Annotated in this window: 15 protein-coding genes and 1 CRISPR repeat array; of the genes, 5 read left to right on the top strand and 10 right to left on the bottom strand. The window is 63.4% G+C overall.

Translation table 11 applies throughout. The annotated features are described in order from the left end of the window. Nucleotide 1: 1 nt before the first annotated feature. Nucleotides 2-494: a CRISPR direct-repeat array (repeat unit 31 nt; unit sequence GGCTGGTGCTCGATCCCTAAGCGGCTACACT). Nucleotides 495-567: 73 nt separating this feature from the next. The 6 genes from cas2 to QNJ30_27170 form a co-directional block, all read right to left on the bottom strand. After that, nucleotides 568-912, bottom strand: coding sequence for a CRISPR-associated endonuclease Cas2 (cas2, locus tag QNJ30_27195; GenBank protein MDJ0947156.1), 345 nt, complete (start codon nt 910-912; stop codon nt 568-570). Beyond that, nucleotides 909-1,820, bottom strand: a complete 912-nt coding sequence (gene cas1 / locus QNJ30_27190; protein ID MDJ0947155.1) for a type II CRISPR-associated endonuclease Cas1 — start codon at nt 1,818-1,820, stop codon at nt 909-911. The genes cas2 and cas1 overlap by 4 nt, the downstream gene beginning before the upstream one ends. After that, on the bottom strand, nt 1,817-4,936 hold the full coding sequence (cas9, locus tag QNJ30_27185) for a type II CRISPR RNA-guided endonuclease Cas9 (GenBank protein MDJ0947154.1): 3,120 nt from the start codon (nt 4,934-4,936) through the stop codon (nt 1,817-1,819). The genes cas1 and cas9 overlap by 4 nt, the downstream gene beginning before the upstream one ends. 260 nt (nt 4,937-5,196) lie before the next feature. After that, nucleotides 5,197-5,505 (bottom strand): AMP-binding protein, encoded by a 309-nt coding sequence (locus QNJ30_27180; GenBank protein MDJ0947153.1) that lies wholly within the window; start codon nt 5,503-5,505, stop codon nt 5,197-5,199. Between the two features lie 378 nt (nt 5,506-5,883). Then, nucleotides 5,884-6,174, bottom strand: a complete 291-nt coding sequence (locus QNJ30_27175) for a DUF4863 family protein (GenBank protein ID MDJ0947152.1) — start codon at nt 6,172-6,174, stop codon at nt 5,884-5,886. Between the two features lie 306 nt (nt 6,175-6,480). Continuing rightward, nucleotides 6,481-7,353, bottom strand: a complete 873-nt coding sequence (locus QNJ30_27170; GenBank protein MDJ0947151.1) for a hypothetical protein — start codon at nt 7,351-7,353, stop codon at nt 6,481-6,483. Nucleotides 7,354-7,777: 424 nt separating this feature from the next. Between QNJ30_27170 and QNJ30_27165 the strand changes: the two genes are divergently transcribed. Then, nucleotides 7,778-9,208 carry a HAMP domain-containing protein gene (locus QNJ30_27165; protein ID MDJ0947150.1) on the top strand — a complete coding sequence of 477 codons (1,431 nt, stop codon included), beginning with the start codon at nt 7,778-7,780 and terminating at the stop codon, nt 9,206-9,208. Nucleotides 9,209-9,643: 435 nt separating this feature from the next. Here QNJ30_27165 and QNJ30_27160 read toward each other — a convergent pair whose 3' ends face one another. Together QNJ30_27160 and QNJ30_27155 are read right to left on the bottom strand one after the other, a co-directional pair. Next, entirely contained in the window at nt 9,644-9,931 is a 288-nt protein-coding gene (locus QNJ30_27160) for a hypothetical protein (GenBank protein ID MDJ0947149.1), read from the bottom strand. Next, nucleotides 9,907-10,104, bottom strand: a complete 198-nt coding sequence (locus QNJ30_27155) for a hypothetical protein (GenBank protein MDJ0947148.1) — start codon at nt 10,102-10,104, stop codon at nt 9,907-9,909. Before QNJ30_27155 ends, QNJ30_27160 begins: the two co-directional genes overlap by 25 nt. 558 nt (nt 10,105-10,662) lie before the next feature. On the opposite strand from QNJ30_27155, the gene QNJ30_27150 reads away from it, so the two are divergent. Further along, nucleotides 10,663-11,265, top strand: coding sequence for a hypothetical protein (locus tag QNJ30_27150; protein ID MDJ0947147.1), 603 nt, complete (start codon nt 10,663-10,665; stop codon nt 11,263-11,265). Between the two features lie 86 nt (nt 11,266-11,351). On the opposite strand, the gene QNJ30_27145 is transcribed toward QNJ30_27150, so the two are convergent. Beyond that, a complete protein-coding gene (locus tag QNJ30_27145) occupies nt 11,352-11,789 on the bottom strand; it encodes a hypothetical protein (protein MDJ0947146.1) in 438 nt (145 codons plus the stop codon). 534 nt (nt 11,790-12,323) lie between these two features. Here QNJ30_27145 and QNJ30_27140 point away from each other — a divergent pair. Continuing rightward, nucleotides 12,324-13,364 (top strand): hypothetical protein, encoded by a 1,041-nt coding sequence (locus QNJ30_27140; GenBank protein MDJ0947145.1) that lies wholly within the window; start codon nt 12,324-12,326, stop codon nt 13,362-13,364. Between the two features lie 230 nt (nt 13,365-13,594). Beyond that, a complete protein-coding gene (locus tag QNJ30_27135) occupies nt 13,595-13,750 on the top strand; it encodes a hypothetical protein (GenBank protein MDJ0947144.1) in 156 nt (51 codons plus the stop codon). 280 nt (nt 13,751-14,030) lie between these two features. On the opposite strand, the gene QNJ30_27130 is transcribed toward QNJ30_27135, so the two are convergent. Next, nucleotides 14,031-14,498 (bottom strand): DUF4863 family protein, encoded by a 468-nt coding sequence (locus tag QNJ30_27130; protein ID MDJ0947143.1) that lies wholly within the window; start codon nt 14,496-14,498, stop codon nt 14,031-14,033. A 459-nt stretch (nt 14,499-14,957) separates the two neighbouring features. Here QNJ30_27130 and QNJ30_27125 point away from each other — a divergent pair, with 459 nt between their 5' ends. Continuing rightward, nucleotides 14,958-16,154, top strand: coding sequence for an IS256 family transposase (locus QNJ30_27125; protein ID MDJ0947142.1), 1,197 nt, complete (start codon nt 14,958-14,960; stop codon nt 16,152-16,154). Nucleotides 16,155-16,342: the final 188 nt, after the last annotated feature.

Raw genomic sequence — 16,342 nt, 5'->3', positions numbered from 1 at the left:
CGGCTGGTGCTCGATCCCTAAGCGGCTACACTGAGGAGCAGAAGCGCCGCGGCGCCTGGTGGGTTGCGGCTGGTGCTCGATCCCTAAGCGGCTACACTCGACGAGCCAGGGCCTCATGCCGCGGCCTTGTTGCGGCTGGTGCTCGATCCCTAAGCGGCTACACTGGGCGCGATCCGGTTGCGGCAGACCTGGCAGTTGCGGCTGGTGCTCGATCCCTAAGCGGCTACACTAACGACGCCAACACGGCTTGGCTGGACTTCGTTGCGGCTGGTGCTCGATCCCTAAGCGGCTACACTGAGGCGCTCGATCTCCCGCGCGATCTCTTCGTTGCGGCTGGTGCTCGATCCCTAAGCGGCTACACTCCAGCCGCGGGGTTTCCACGTCGTCGCGCGGTTGCGGCTGGTGCTCGATCCCTAAGCGGCTACACTTACTCGAAGCCGTTATACAGCGCCGAAATGGTTGCGGCTGGTGCTCGATCCCTAAGCGGCTACACTGGATGTTGACTTATGGCCCTCAAAGCAGGGCCATTTTTCTTGCCAAAGCAGGCGCCAAACAAGCCGAAGAACGTCAAAAGAGGATGAACTGTTCCGGATTTTTGGGCCTCTGTTCTTGTTTTCTTCCCGTGAGTATGATCGCATTGCCGTACTGCTTGTCGGTGATTGTAACGATGTGGACTTTCCCTGCTTTAGGCAGCTTCCGTCGGATGCGGTCGACATAAACGCTGGCCGCCGCCTTGCTCGGCGCAAACCGCAGATACACCGAGAACTGCGCCATCTCGAATCCCTCGTCCAGCAGGAAATGGCGGAATTTCGTCGCAGCGCCGCGCTGGGCCTTGGTGCCCACCGGCAAATCGAACATGACATAGAGCCACATGATTCGGTAGCCGCTCAGGGCCGGACGTTGATCCGTCATGGGGCTCGCGATTGTTCCAACGGCAGCGGCTGCATCGGCAAGTCGAGCGCGGCCGATTGGCCCTCGAAACAGCGAGCCAGCGAAAGGGTGAGACGCTCCAGACAGGAGAGGACCGGCGTGCTGCCCTGCGCCGTTGCCATGTCCGTGATCAGAAGGCGGGCCAGCGCGGCTTTCGTGTCCTTCGTCAGGTCGGTCTCTCCCGAAGAAAACAGGTCGTGCACCAGCAGGTCGGCGACGGGTCGAAAAGGTTCCATGCAATCGTCCACCAGACAGAAAGCATTGCTTCTGTTGGCATGGGCAAGACCCAGGCTGGGATGGAGGCCCGCTGCCATGACGGCCCGCGCGGTGCCCGCGCGCAACACCGCATATCCGTAGTTGAGCAAAGCATTGATGCCCCCGCCATCGGTCTGCCGCCGGAACTCCGGACCGAAGAACAACGGCCAGTAGCGGCGGGCCGCCTGGGCCTCCACGTTCTCGGGATCTCCGGACTTGACTTTCCGGGCCAGCAGCCCGAAGCCACCCGCCTTGGCGCCAACCGCGCGCAGAGCGGCCGCTTGCTGTTCGATCTTGGCCCGAACGAGCTGTTGCCAGAGCCGCTTTTTCAACGGCTTGGCCGCGGCGGCCTGGGCCGCCATGCGCCCGGCCTGCATGTGGTGGCTTTCGACGGGCCAGAGAAAGGCCACAGGCCGGTGATGAGGACCGCAGAGGACAAAGGGCACGGAGCGTTCGGCCAAGGCCGTGATCAGATTAGTGGAGTACGTCAGTCCGTGGGCGTTGCCGATGACCGCTGCCAGATCATCGAGCGGCACCCGGCCAACCTCCGCACCGGCTTCCCGGACGACCATAAACCCACGGTCCTTGGCGATGTGCCGTCCGTCCGACGCGATCTCCACGACCCTCCCGATCATGGCCGCTCCTCCACCGGGTGAACCCGCCCCAGCGTGTCCACCCGGACGCGACGTGCGTTGGAATCCTGCAGTCTCTTGATGGTCGGCCTTTGCCATGAGCGTGTCGATTGGTCGCCGGCATCTTCATGCGGCGCGACCCAGAACCGGTTGGCGGCCGGATTGATTCTGTAGACGACCCAGTATCGTGACGCTGTGCCAAGTTCCGCGTCCAGCACATCGCCCTTGTGCACACGCATGATCAGCTTTGCGTCAGGATGCCGCTTCCGCCATTCCGGCGTCCAGCTATGCTGGTTTGCCTGGAATACCGAAACCGCCTCACCGTCCCACTCTCCGCCAGGCAACTGAAATATCTCCATACGGTGATTGTCCCCCGGCACATAGGCCTTCTCGTATTCCCTTCTGCTACCATGTCTGACGGTGATGGCCGATTTTTCGGTCTTCAGGACGCGGATGCGACGGATGCCGTGTCTCCGGCCGAATTCTTCGAGCGCCTCGGAGAGCTTGCTCCCGTCTACCTTGACCTTCTCAGCCAGATCCATGAGGCGGGCCCGCCAAGCGGGATCGCGGACCTGGAAAATCTCTCGTTCGGTCAAGGAGGCAATAGGCTTGCGTGTGACCAGGTTGAACCGCTTGCCGTCGATTTCCTCGTCCACCGAGCCATACGCGGTTTCCTCATGCAGTTGCCCCTGGGGCCCGTGATCGGCCTTGTGTGACACCAAGATGGACCGAACCACCTCACGCAGGGTGTCGCGGTAGCCGTCAAAGGGCGCTGGCACGCCCTCTACCCCAAAAAGCCTGTGGAGTTGGAGCTCCTCGGCGCGGCCCGCTTCCTGGGCGATGCGCTGCAACAGGCGGCGTTCAGTGCAGGCAATTACGAACGCGTCGATGGCGTGGTGCCGGTGGTCCGTTCGGCTCTTCGCCCTCTCCTCCGCCGGTTCGTTACCCAACAGACCGTTGAGACCCCAGAGACCACGAAGCATGGCGGTCATGCGGCCGGGCACGGCCCAGACGTCCGGGCAGACATGCGCGAGATAGGCCTTGGCCAGCCGTGCCATGTGCTGCGTGTCCGTCAGGTGGCGGGCCTGCCAACCACCCTTGTCTTCGAATTGCTCCATGGCGTCGGGCTGGAATCGCCAAGTCTTCGGCCTGAATAGACGCTCGGCGCGTTCGGCGATCTCCCGGAGCTCGTCACCCGAGTAAGCGTCCGCCGGCGCACGATTGCCCTTCCGCCGGTTGGCCGCACGAAGGCAGAGCACCTTGTTGGCGAAGGAATCGTCCAGTGTCTTCGAGAAGGGCAGAATGTGGTCGATCTCGACCTGGTCCGAAAACAACATCCCGTAGCTGATCGGCTTGCCCGTATATACACAGACACGTTCGTCCGGCGGCAGTTCCTCGTAGAGGCGAAAGCGCAGTCGGTTCTCGCCGTTGTCGTCCTGTCCTAGTTCCGCAAGCTTCACGCGGCGGCGTTCATTGGCCTTGGTATTGTCTGCAAGCTGGCGGTTGTATTCCTCCTTGCGCTTCTTGTTCCATTTCAATTCCCGCGCTAGCTCTATGACGACCTGTCTGGGCGGACCGTGCTCCGCAATCAGCGCATTGACGAGGCGACGCATCTGGTTGAGCGCAATGTGCACCGTCGGGTTCGGTACCCGGCCTCTGAAATCCTGGCTTTCTTCGGGCGCCTTCAGATCCTCGATTACATGACGCTTCATCACGTCACCGTAGTACGGAAGCTCCTTCAGGAGTTCACCGGGACGATGATCGGAATGATGCAGGCCGAGCCGGTTCACGGCCTCGTCGTAGGTGAGTGGGGCGGCGAAGATCTCGCCCGTGGCCGGATCGATGGCCTCACGCTGCTCGGTCTCCAAGACGTCGACGAGGTCGACCAGAATGGTGCCGCCCAGGTTGGAGTGTCCCTGGGGCAGCCGGAGGTTGACGGCCTCTTCGGCCTTCGCCGGTTCTAGGCCGCAGTCTTGCTCCAACCAGGCGAGCAAAACGTCTTCGTCGGCGGTGGACAGCAGCTTTTCGACGATTTCGCTTTGCCGGTCCCGCCCAAGAGAGCGCCAGCCTCTGCCGAAGGCGTCTTTGTGCGCGAGGCGCGCGGCCGTCAGATCGGGATCGAACCCCTTCCTGTGGCTAGCTTCGTAGTTGAAGCGCGCGTCCTCCGATAGCTTCAGCGCCCGGCGCATCTTTTCGAATTTGACCTGGGAAGCTTGCGACATAAGCAAGCTGGCCAGCGCATCGCGCTCCTGGACGGAGAGCTTTCGGCTGCCGATGCCAGGGCGCTCGATCTCGAGGCTGGAAAGGTCCTGGAGAATCCGGAACCGCTGAAAGACCGGCAGGGCGCGGGCTGCACGTGGCTCCTCAGGCCGGAAAGTGCAACGTCCGACGGCCGGCTTCTTCAAGTCCCTTTGGCCTATCACGACGTATTTTATCTGCGCGAGCAACTCGTCCGTCAGTTGCGGGTGGTGAGGTTTCTGAGCAGTCCAGATGGCGTCGATCTCGTGCTCAACCAGATCCCGCTTCGGATAGAGATCGTAGAGAACTTTGCTTCCCTTGGCCGTGGGCCGGAAACGAACGGGCCTGCGCTTCCGGTGGCGTTGCCAAAGGAACTCGCCAAGCGTGCGAGCGCCGTCCGCCTTCAAGGCCTCCTCCAGCGCACGCATACCCTCCTTCACAACTCCTTTGTCGGAGTCATCCGCATCGGCGATCCGGTTGGATTTGAATCCTCGGCGCTGGTTTAAATGAAAGAATGCGCGGCCAAGACTGTGCGCTTGCAGGGCTTCGTCCAAGGCCCTTGCGCGGAGCTCGTAGGGATTCAGAGACTCGAGATTCTTGCGGCCGGCTTCGTCTTCGGGCATCAGACCTGCATCGACCAGCAGCTTCATCAACCGCTTTTGCCGGCGCAGGAAGCGGTCCCGACGGCGCCGGGCCGAACGTGCGGCGCGCCTGTCGGCGGCAAGCGAAGTCTTGCTCTGCGGATCGCGTCCCGCTTCCTGATTAGGGGTAAGGAGACGCACACCAGCAGCCAAGATCCCATTGGGCTGGTTTTCTTCATCCAACCGCAATGCGCACCAGCCGATGGAATTCGTGCCCAGATCCAGGCCCAAGCGATACATAAGACCTTTCTCCTATATGACGCCCTTTCAAAAGAACAATTTTGTAATTCTAACTCCAAACAGCAATCAAATAGCAAGCCAAGCATCTATTGTTGACAAGAGACGAAGACACGTTAGATTCAATCTGGGTGGAGAAAAAGCCCGCCGCGCTTGCTATTCGGTGGGCTCCCAAGTTAGCCGCTTAGGGATCGAGCACTACCCGTTAACAAGCCTTTCAAAGGCAAAAAATCTCTATTGTTCTTGAGAGGAAGGCGGACGCGTTAGTGTCCGCCTTTTTCGTGCTCGGTGGTGAGCAGGGTGTTGAGGGCGACCGGCACCACCCCGGCCTTGATCGCGCCCCAGAAGATCACCGGGAAGTCGACGGTGTCGAGGACCAGCATTGCGACCCGGGCCTCGCGACCGATGCCGGCGTCGGCGAGCAGGTTGCCCAGGCGGTTGCAGGCCGCGGCCAGCTCGCCGTAGGTGAGCGCACGCTCGGGATCGACGAAGGCCGCCTTCCCGGCCCGGCCCTCCGCCAGGTGGCGGTCGACGAAATCGACCGCCGCGTTGTAGTCGCGCGGAAACTCCACCTTGCGCCTCCCCTTTGCCTTGTTCTTGGTTGTGGGAAGATTCTTGCCTTTCGGCGGCCCGCGTCCAGTGGAAAAGGTTCAGGGGGCGCTGCCACGACCCACCACACCGCTGTCATTGCCGGGCTTGACCCGGCAATCCATGTCGCAGCGGCACGATGGATCACCGGGTCAAGCCCGGTGATGACAGAGGAGGGGAACCCGGGCAGCGAGAGAAGGCCCGCCCCTAGTCCCCGGTGAAATCGATCTCGCCGTCAGGCAGGAGGTAGAGGACGTGGGCGCAGCCGCCGGTGACGGTCGGGCGGTGAGCGCTCCCCGGCGGGAAGACGGACCAGCCGGCGGTCACACCGTCGAAGGCCGGCGCGCCCTCTAGGGGCAGGATCAGGTCGATCTCGCCCCCGAACTGGCGATTGGGGGGTGGCGGTGGTGCGGGCCCTCGATGTCCGCCATGCGGACGACGTCGACGGAGAAGCGCCGGGCCGCGCCGCCCGGCCTGATCACCCGGCCGAAGGCGATGCCCCCGGCCTCGCGCCCGCAGACCCAGCCCTCGGCCTCGCCCTCCTGGCAGAGCGCCGCGGTCCGCGCCACCACCTCGCCCCTGGCGGGGTACGCGGCGTTGAGGAAGGCCTGGAGGTCGTCGTCTAGCGGCCGCTCGGCGATGGCCGTTGCGATCTCGCCGATGAGGGTTCGAAAGCGGATTGGGTCATGGGCGGCACCTGTTCCTTGGCGTTCGGAGGAGAGCTATCGGCCAAGGAGGTGGACGTGTTCAAGCCGTGGGAGCTAGCAAAAGCTGAGCCGGGGATTATTGCAGCGACGAAAAGAGCCGGACTGGAAAGCGCGCGGCGCTGCGGCGCAGCTCCAAATCCGCCGTTGAACCGACGCTCCTGTTCATCACCGGCAACGAATGTCTCCTATTGAGGAACAAGCGGACAAAGCCTCCGACCAATCACGACTTCGCGGTTTAGCCAGAACTTGCCGTTAAGGCTCCCTGCTCTTAGTTCCAGGGTCGGGAGCATTCGCCCGATGATCTGCTGCGATTGCATAATGGTTCTCGGGAAAACCATACCAGTCATCGCCGTTCGCAAGGATCTGCCGCAACTCGTTCGTGTTTGGTGGAGGTTCTGTCGTGATGACAATCTGCCCTTCCTGGGCGAATCCCCACAAAGTCCAGAAGTCAGGGATGATCTGAGCCTCAAGTCTTACAAATGTGAATGTTCCAGAACTGCATGAGAACTTCTGGCGAAACCTCCCTGACACGCTTTGCTGAGCGACTTCAAGCGCGTGCTCTCCGGCATCAACCTCGTGCCTTGAGAACGTATCGGACAGTCTTTTCCAACGTGTCGCCCAGCCATGATCGACCAACTCGACGCCGTCGACTAGCACACGTTCCATCGCAGAGGGGTCTGACAGAAGTACCAGTGCGCACGTGCCTGGCCTCGGTGGCTTTGACAACGCCTCCTGGCTCATCTGCTTCGTGGCAAGGAGGACCTCTGGGCGAGTGTGTTGCACAAAGGGGCCTATGCGGTTCGATGCGGCAACGAGCACGAAGTCTGCCACCTCTACTCGGCCCGAGCCGGCCCCCACCTGCCAGTCAAGGACTTTCCACCTCTCATCGTAGGCGATGAAGAAATGGTATGCGTGTCTGTCGACGGCCTCCCACACCGGCATGACGATAGCCCACATACCGCGGTAGTCAGATCCAGACTTGCGGTAGGCTTCGATGCGAAGGGGTTCGTTCTGGAAGTACGGCGAGCCGAGAATTTCTCGGACTTCGGCCTGTGTGACTCCTTTGTTAAGCTGAACCACTGCCGAATCCACCTCTTCCGGCACATCAGATTCTATTGTTCCCAACGGAAAGCATCCCCCTGTGAGCAAGGAGGCAACCACCGTTATCAATCCGGCTATCCGCCGGCGGACAAGACAGAATGGGAGCATTGACGCCCGCCCCGGCTCTCTGAATTGAAATGGTGACCGACTTTTCGGTGGGCTTGATTTCGATGCAATGACGCACATCAAGCAGTGTTGCTAAGCACTAGGGGCTCGATGTCATCGACTTCCGACTGGGGTCATAGTTCGCCTTCCCTGCCGCATTCAAAGCACAGCCGGAAAGGGTGCTAGACCGGACCCCTCAGCCCCGAAAGCCGGAGGCCGGGGCGGGCTTCCGCCGCATGATCTGACTCAATGCGACCGGCCGTCAGTCGTGCCAAGGGTTTTTCCTGTGCCGTGAGGAGGCGGCGGCCTCCGGGATCTCACCGGCCTATGCGAGGGCAAGACGATGGTAAATCTCTTCAGAAAACTGCGTATCGGCGAGAAGATCGGAATCAGTTTCGGTTTGGTCGGCCTGCTCTTTCTGGCGGTCATCTGGCAATACCACAGCACCCTGGAACGCTCGCTCGCCGACTATCGAATGCTGATCGATGTCCATGACGCCAGAAAGGACCTCTTGCTCGAGATCCAGGCCGGCATGCTGGAAGCCCGTCGCGCTGAGAAGAACTTCCTACTGCATCGCGACGAGGCCTTCGCGACCGAGGTGTCGGACCGCGTCGAGGCGGTCCGCGCGCTGACGGCGGACCTGGGCCGGATCGACGAGGACTCCCGCGAGGTCGCCCGGGAATTCGCGGGGCTGATCGAGGTCTACCATGAGCGCTTCGAGGCGATTGCGGAGGCTTGGCGCAAGAAGGGGCTGGACCACAATTCCGGCCTGCAGGGCGCTTTCCGCGACGTGGTCCACGAACTGGAAGACCTCGCCGGAGAGTTCAAGGTCAGCAGCCCCTATCTGCAACTGTTGCAGGTCCGCCGGCGAGAAAAGGATCTCGGCCTGAGACGGGAAGAGGCCTACCGCAACCAGGTCTTCACGCTCCTCGCGGGGCTCCGCCAGGATGTCGAGGACTCGGGACTGGCGCCAGGCATCAAGTCCGCGCTCATCGAAGAGCTCGGCGCCTATGAGCGGAGTTTCCAGGGCTACAGCGAAAGGGTCTTGGCGCAGGAGAACATTCAAGGAGGCAAAGGGCCGTTCCGGGACGCCGCGCACCGGATCGAAGCAATCCTGCGGGCGCATTACATCCCCGATATGGAGACCAATATCCTTCAACTTCGACGCCGCGAGAAGGACTACCTTCTCAGGGACGACAAGCAGTACGTCGAGATGGCGCTGCGCGAATGGCAAGGCATCACCGATCAGGTTGAAGGATCCGACATATCGCAAGAGGACAAATCCAGGCTGACTGCCTTGCTGAATCAGTACCGCAGGGATTTCCTTGCTCTGGTCGAACAGAACGATCGGATCGACCGGCTGTCGAAGGAGATGCGCGCGGCGGCCGATTCGATCGTGCCAACAGTGAACAGCGAAGTTGAGGCGGCCGATCGACTGGAGGCCGAGATCACGGCGAAGATCGAGTCATCGTCGCGGTCCAATGCGAGGAACATGCTCTGGATGGTGCTGACCGCGACGGCGCTCGGCGTCCTATTCGCCGTGGGGATCACCCTACAGATCACGCGGCCATTGCGGCGCATGATGGACTTGCTCGGCCGCGTGGCCGACGAGGACCCCACAGAACGGATCGCGACGCGGCCCGGCAGCCGCGACGAAGTCGACCTCATGGCGGAGTCGGTGAACGCGATCGCCGATCACAAGGCCGGGCTCATCCGGTGGTGGAAGGCCTCGATGGAGGAGCGCGACCTTCCGACGGCGTCCAGAGCACGATGACATGAGGTCGAATCGACCTCCTGTCTGAATCGTGCTCTGGAAAATCGAAAGTGAGCGGGATTCAGACATGAAGCCGGATCGGCGTCATGTCATCCGGCTCTAGATCAAACCCCGTTCAACTGGAATCAGTTGAGCGGGGATAATTTGATCTATTCCATATAGGTAGAGCAGCTTATCCGCGTTCACCTGAACGCGGGCTGCTCTAGGCGCATTCCCCAGCCCCATCGGCAAGCGGCCGTCGGGCTGTGGCTTCCGGTCGCGGGTGGGGTCGAGGGCGCCTTTCAGGCGGCAAGGTCTTCGAGCGGGGTGGGTCCTTCACTGTACTGATCCGGGCCAGCCGCCGGGAAGCGCCGCGCGACCGCGCTCCGGCCATAACAGGAAAGAGAACCTCGAGAGCGGGGGAGCCGCCTCTCCTCCCCCGTGACCTCGGTCGTGTCAGTCGCCGGTCGGTGTCAGGGACTTCGTCTCGAGGCAGACGCGGCCTTCGCCGTCCGGGCCGAGCTCGACGGTGTCGGAGCCGGGTGACGTGGCTTCCGAGACGCGGACGTTCAGGACGATGTCGATCGCATACGCCCCGTTGAAGCGGCAGGCGCTGGCGCTCAGGCTCCGGCTGATGCCGAGCTCGTTGGTGCCGGGAGTCCGGGCGATCGCGCCGGCCAGGGGGACCCGAGGGCTCGGTATCGTGGTCGTACAGCCCGTCACGATCTCGAGCGAGCTCGCCACCGAGTACTGGGTCCGGACATCGTTGCGAAGGTAGAGGTAGCCGCGGCCGCGGCCAGTTCGCCGTAGGTGAGCGCACGCTCGGGATCGACGAAGGCGAGCTTCCCGGCCCGGCCCTCCGCCAGGTGGCGGTCGACGAAATCGACCGCCGCGTTGTAGTCGCGCGGAAACTCCACCTTGCGCCTCCCCTTTCGGCTGTTTCTTGTTGTCGGGCGATTCTTGCGCACCAGCGGCCCGCGTCCAGCGGAAAAGCTGCAGGGGGAATCTGCCGCCCCTCCACCACACCGCCGTCATTGCCGGGCTTGACGCGGCAATCCATGGCGCAGCGGCACGATGGATCACCGGATCAAGTCCGGTGATGACAGAGGAGGGGAACCCGGGCGGCGAGAGACCTCCCGCCCCTCCTCACCGTGAACGCGGTCGCGTGCTTGGGCGGGGGGCGTCGGCCCTTGGAGGCAGTCCGGGCTCGATCGAGAAGGGCGGAGACCGGCCCGCAAGCGACCGTTTCCGGCGCCGTTCAATCGGCGAAAAGCATGATCTCCGTCATGGCTTCATGGCGCCAACTATGGCCGGATCTACGAGGTTGTCTTCGGCCGAAAGAACACCTTTATGACCATTCGACGACAGTGGAGGCCGGCGTAGAAGACCCAAGTTTGCCACAACTTAAGGGGGTCGCCGTCATGACAAGAGGGCGCGCATTTCAGAAAAATTACCTCTTTACGCCGACGCAAGGCGTGGGTTGGCGCGCGGTCTTCGCGCTCGCTTTCGTCTCGCTCCTGACCGCTTGCACGGCCTCCTCGGGGCGGGATTTCGTCCGGCCCGCGCGCGGCTCCCTGGTGATCGGGCAGACCACGGAGAGCGAGGTCCTGGCGCGCTACGGCAAGCCCTGGTCGACCGGCTCCCAGCAGCGCGACGGCCGGATGGTCGACATGATCGTCTATTCCTACTCCAGCACCGAAGAGGCCGTGGTCGGCGGCGCCACGCCGGCGCGCGTCCTGGTCTGCCACTTCGTCGAGCGCGGCCTCGTCGGCTACGAGTTCGTCAGCTCCTATCCCGTGGACCACACCAGCTTCGATCCGGGCAAGCGCCGGGACATCGAGGTCGGGGAGTCGACCAGAGAAGACGTGATCGCCATGATGGGCCCGCCGAACGGCGAGCTCGCCCGGCCCCTGATCGATGCGCCGGCCGAGCGGGCCCTGGTCTATTCCTACTCGCACACCCAGGTCTCCGTCGGCTTCCTGGAGATGGACGTCCACCAGGGGGCGACGGTCCTGCAGGTGCTCCTGGGGGCCGACGGCGTCGTCCAGGACGTCAAATACTCGGAATCCCGGACCTGATCGGCACTGCAAAAGGGCGGGCGACCGCCGCCCGCGGGAGGGATGGGGCCCGGCGGCCGCGCCACCGCGCAGGCCCCCGATGTTCGTCAGCTCTCGTCGTCCTTGGGCGGCGTGGTATCGAGCTTCTCGGTCTTGACCGACTTGGCGATCCCGTCGGGGCCGTAGACCACGGTCATCTCGTACTTCGTGCCCTGCAGGGCCTCGATCGGGGTGCCGACGAGCTCCCAGATCCCGAAGGTCAAGACATCCAAGGTGCCATGCACGACCGCGCGCCCGGGCGAAGGCTCGTTGCCGATCTCGTATTCATAGACGCACTCCAGGGAGCCGTCGTCGTGCTGGGTCGTGTCCCTGGGCCCGCCCAGTTCCCGCTCGATGTCGAGCCTGGTGGCGCCCGCCTTGCAGACCGCCAGATTGGGATCCTCCGTGCCCGCCGCGGCCATCCCGACCGAGCAGCCGGACAACAGCGGTGCCGCGAGAAGCAGCGCGCCCAGCATCACGATCCCTGGAAAAGTCACCCGTCTCATGCCCTCCTCCTATGAGATTATTCTGTTCATTCTTGTGCGAAGACTAGCGCAGGAGAACCGCCCTTACCTTGATGCCCGTCAAAGTTTTAATCTGCAGCTTCGCAGGTTTAAGTCAGGTCGACGGCACGGGATTTCTGCGCAAAGGGGCGCGGAAAGACGAGTCGACTCCATGCCGCTTAATACCAAGGCGCGTTGACAACGACCCATTCGATGGCGCCCGGCGCCGGCGCCGCCACGCCTCGGCCGTCATGCCGGATTTCTCAGCTGTCATCAGCGGGGCGCGTACGGGGCGTAGCCCGGTGCTTCGCACCGCTTCGCGCGACCCGGTGATCCCTGGAGCAGCGGCACGATGGATGCCCGGATCAAGTCCGGGCATGACAGTCGAGAAGTGGGCAGCTCCTGGTCCCCGGTGAGCGCGACCTCGCCCTTGGGCACGAGGCGGCGGGCGGGGGGCGGCGCCGCCGCGGGGCCGGGGATTCGGCGATTCTTTAGGAGTCCGCGCTACGGTGAGTTGCAACCAGGACGAGGGGGACCATGCTGTCGTTGCAGAGGATAGGCCGGGGCGCGCCCCTTCTCGTCCTGCTCGGGCTGCTGCTGGCCTGCAGCCGGCCGCCCGTCACGCCGGAAGAGCGTCAAAACCTGGCCAGGACCGCCGCCTATGCGGGGCAGGTTAAGGACATCAGCCGGCGATTCGATGCCCTGATCACGCGGACGGTCGGGTATCAGGACCTCGCCAGGGCCCTGCGGGACCGGGCGATGGCGCCGGTCACGGCCGTCGCGCAGGGCCGGCGGCTCTCGGCCGAGCTTCGGCCCGAGTTCGACCGGCTGAGCGCCGCGCTGGCGCGCAGGGTCCGGATCCCGGATGAGCTCGTCACGGAGGATCATCGCGATCGCATGGAGACCCTGATCGCCATCGCGCAGGGGTATCGGGATTGGGCCCGCAGCTTCATCGAGGCCGGCGAAGACCTTCTGGCCGACGCGATCGGCGGGAACCTGGCGGGCATCATCAACACCGACATCAAACGGGGCCGCTACGCCCGCTGGCAGCTGGACCAGCAGCTCGTCCTCATCGACGAAGAGCTGGCGGCGCAGGACGACCGCTTTCCGAGCTACCACCTCATGGCGGCGCGGAAATCGCAGTTGGAGGCCCTGCGCGCGATGATAGAGGGCGGATACGCGGCGCACGGCACCGGTCCGCGGCGCGAGGTCGCGGAGAACAAGGCCCTCGCCGCGCGCTGGATCCGCCGCGGCTTCGAGCGGGTCGAGGACGGGCGGGAGAACCTGCCCGAGACCCTCCGCCGTTTTCGCTCCCCCAAGGTCGCAGAACGGATCGGCGCGGCCAGGCAGCAGATCATGATCGGTCTCCTTGTCGACAATTACCCGAAGGCCTTCGATGTCGAGGAGCGCATCCTCCGGGAGCTGGAGAGATCGATCGACCGCGTCTTCGAACCGGGCGAGACCCCCCGCGTCTTCGATACCGCGGCGCTGGACGCCGTGATCGTCAGGGTCAACGCGCTCTCGGAGGAACGCGATCGCCTGCACGGCGAACGGGAGCGGCGGGTCGTCACGCCCTAGAGCACGATGATATGAGGTTGAACCAACCTCATATCTGAATCGTGCTCTAAACTGTTGAAATAGAGCGGGATTCAGATTTGAAGTCCAACTAACTTCAAATCATCCCGCTCTAGGGCCGCCTTGCCCGCCCGGCCTTTGCGCCCGGCCTTTGCGTCCGGGCCCGGCTTGCCGCGGCGGCGGCGCTCGGCCATCCTGACGTCCTTCGCCCTTTCCGCTTTCGGAGCTTTCAGATGGACGAGAGGAAACTCGTTGCGGCGACCCTCGCCGCCGGCGTCACCAGCACCTGGGGGCAGGCCGTGTCGATCTATCTCGAGATCCTGAACGACCTCGCGCAGAAGAAGGAGCTGGAGGCCAAGGCGCTCGACGGCAAGCTGCACGAGCACTGAGCGCGGCCGCGGCAGCCGGCCGGGACCTCGCGGCGGCGGCGGCGTCACTCTGCTGTCATGCCCGGACTTGATCCGGGCATCCATCGTGCCGCTTGCACCATGGATCACCGGGTCAAGCCCGGTGATGACAGAGGAGGGGAACCCGGGCAGCGAGAGAAGACCCGCCCCTAGAGCACGATGATATGAGGTTGAACCAACCTCATATCTGAATCGTGCTCTAAACTGTTGAAATAGAGCGGGATTCAGATTTGAAGTCCAATTAACTTCAAATCATCCCGCTCTAGGCCCCGGTGAACTCGATCTCGCCCTCGGGCAGGAGGTAGAGGACGTGGGCGGTGCCGCCGGTGACGGTCGGGCGGTGGGCGCTGCCCGGCGGGAAGACGGACCAGCCGGCGGCGACGCCGTCGAAGGCCGGCGCGCCCTCCAGGGGCAGGATCAGGTCAATCTCGCCCTTGGGGTGGCGGTGGTGCGGGCCCTCGATATCGGCCATGCGGACCACGTCGACCGAGAAGCGCCCGGCCGCGCCGCCCGGCCTGATCACCCGCCCGAAGGCGATGCCCCCGGCCTCGCGCCCGCAGACCCAGCCCTCGGCCTCGCCCTCCACGCAGAGCGCCGCGATCCGCGCCACCACCTCGCCCTCGGCCGGGTATTCGGCGTTGAGGAAGGCCTGGAGCGCGTCGTCCAGCGGCCGCTCGGCGATGGCGGTTGCGATTTCGCCCAGGAGGGACCCGAAGGCGGCTTGGGTCATGGGGTGGCTCCCGGTACTCGGTGCTCGGGGAATGAATGTCGGCCAACCGACGGTCAGAGTTCAAGCGGGCGAAGCTGGATCAAGGTGGGACAGTAGAGGACTGTGGTCGCGGAAAGAGCTGGAACCAGAGGAAAGAGCGGTTCCAGCGCAGTTCTATGTCTCCCGTCGTGCCAAAGCCGGTATTCTTCGTCGGTGCCAAGTGTCCGCCATAGCGGGGCAACCGGACAAAGCATGCGGCCAGTTAGGGTGTCTCTGTATAGCCGAGAACGACCCTGACACCGGCTGATGTTCGAGTCCCGCTTCGCCCCAAGTTTCGGACCTTCCGGGGAGTGACGTCCGCTTTTCAATGGATGAGATGACGTAAAGAATCTTTCGCACATTTGAGTGGGGGTTGGTGGCCCCCGAATCTGGTTAGGCTGGTTTTGCCGAAATCAACCGCCCCAGAGGAGAGGAGCCACCATGGAAGAGGATAGCACGAAGGGTTTGTCGAACGTCATCCGGATTGACGACGAGCGGATCCAAGATCACCTGAAGCACGTCGTGCGCGGCAGCGTGGAGGAGACGTTGAACGCCTTGCTCGAGGCCGAGGCGGATCGGCTTGTGGGTGCTGGGCGTTACGAGCGCACGGAGGCTCGTCAGGACACGCGGGCGGGCAGCTACGATCGCAAGCTTCACACGACGGCCGGCGAGGTGACACTGAAGGTCCCGAAGCTGCGTCGTCAGACGTTCGAGACGGCGATCATCGAGCGCTATCGCCGGCGCGAGAGCTCGGTCGAGGAGGCTCTAATCGAGATGTATCTGGCCGGCGTCTCGGTTCGCCGTGTTGAGGATATCACCGAGGCGCTGTGGGGTACGCGGGTCTCGCCAGGGACGGTCTCGAATCTGAACAAGAAGATCTATGCCCAGATCGCGACCTGGCGGAACCGGCCGATCTCGGGGACACACCCCTACCTTTACCTGGATGGCATCGTCTTGAAGCGCAGCTGGGCCGGTGAGGTCAGGAACGTCTCCTTGCTGGTGGCGATCGGCGTGAACGCCGACGGCTACCGGGAGATCCTCGGTATCTGCGAGGGTGCCAAGGAGGACAAGAAAGGCTGGAGCGCGTTCCTCAAGCACCTCAAGGAGCGGGGGCTGAAGGGCGTCGAGCTGGTGGTCTCGGATGCCTGCCTGGGTCTCGTGGAGAGCGTGGCCGAGTTCTATCCTGAGGCTCGATGGCAGCGCTGCGTCGTGCACTGGTACAGGAACGCCTTTAGCCACGTGCCGAGCAGCAAGATGCGCGAGGTCTCGCTCATGCTCAAGGCGATCCATGCCCAGGAGAGCCGCGAGGCGGCCCAAGCCAAGGCGACGGAGGTCGTCGCCAAGCTAAAGGCCATGCGGCTTGCCAAGGTGGCCCAGTGGCTCGAGGAGACAGTGGATGAGACCCTGGTCTACTACGCCTTCCCCGACGAGCACTGGCGCCGGATCCGTACCAACAACCCCTTGGAGCGGATCATGCGCGAGATCCGAAGGCGAACCCGCGTGGTCGGCGCCTTCCCCGACGGCCAATCGGCCCTCAACCTGGCCGCGGCCAGGTTGAGGCACATCGCAGGAACCAAGTGGTCACTGAAGCGCTACATGAACATGCAGCTGCTCAGACAGAAGGAGATGATTGCCTGACCGGATCGGCCACCAGTCCCCAAGCACAAAGTGCGAAAGATTCTGGACACTACCTCCGGCTCTTTTCGTCGCTGCAATAATCCCCGGCTCAGCTTTTGCTAGCTCCCACGGCTTGAACACGTCCACCTCCTTGGCCGATAGCTCTCCTCCGAACGCCAAGGAACAGGTGCCGCCCATGACCCAATCCG

The sequence above is a fragment of the Kiloniellales bacterium genome, assembly GCA_030066685.1.
GTDB lineage: Bacteria > Pseudomonadota > Alphaproteobacteria > Kiloniellales > JAKSBE01 > JAKSBE01.
The sequence above is the reverse complement of the archived record's forward strand: the minus strand, read 5'-3'. Positions and strand labels throughout refer to the sequence as shown.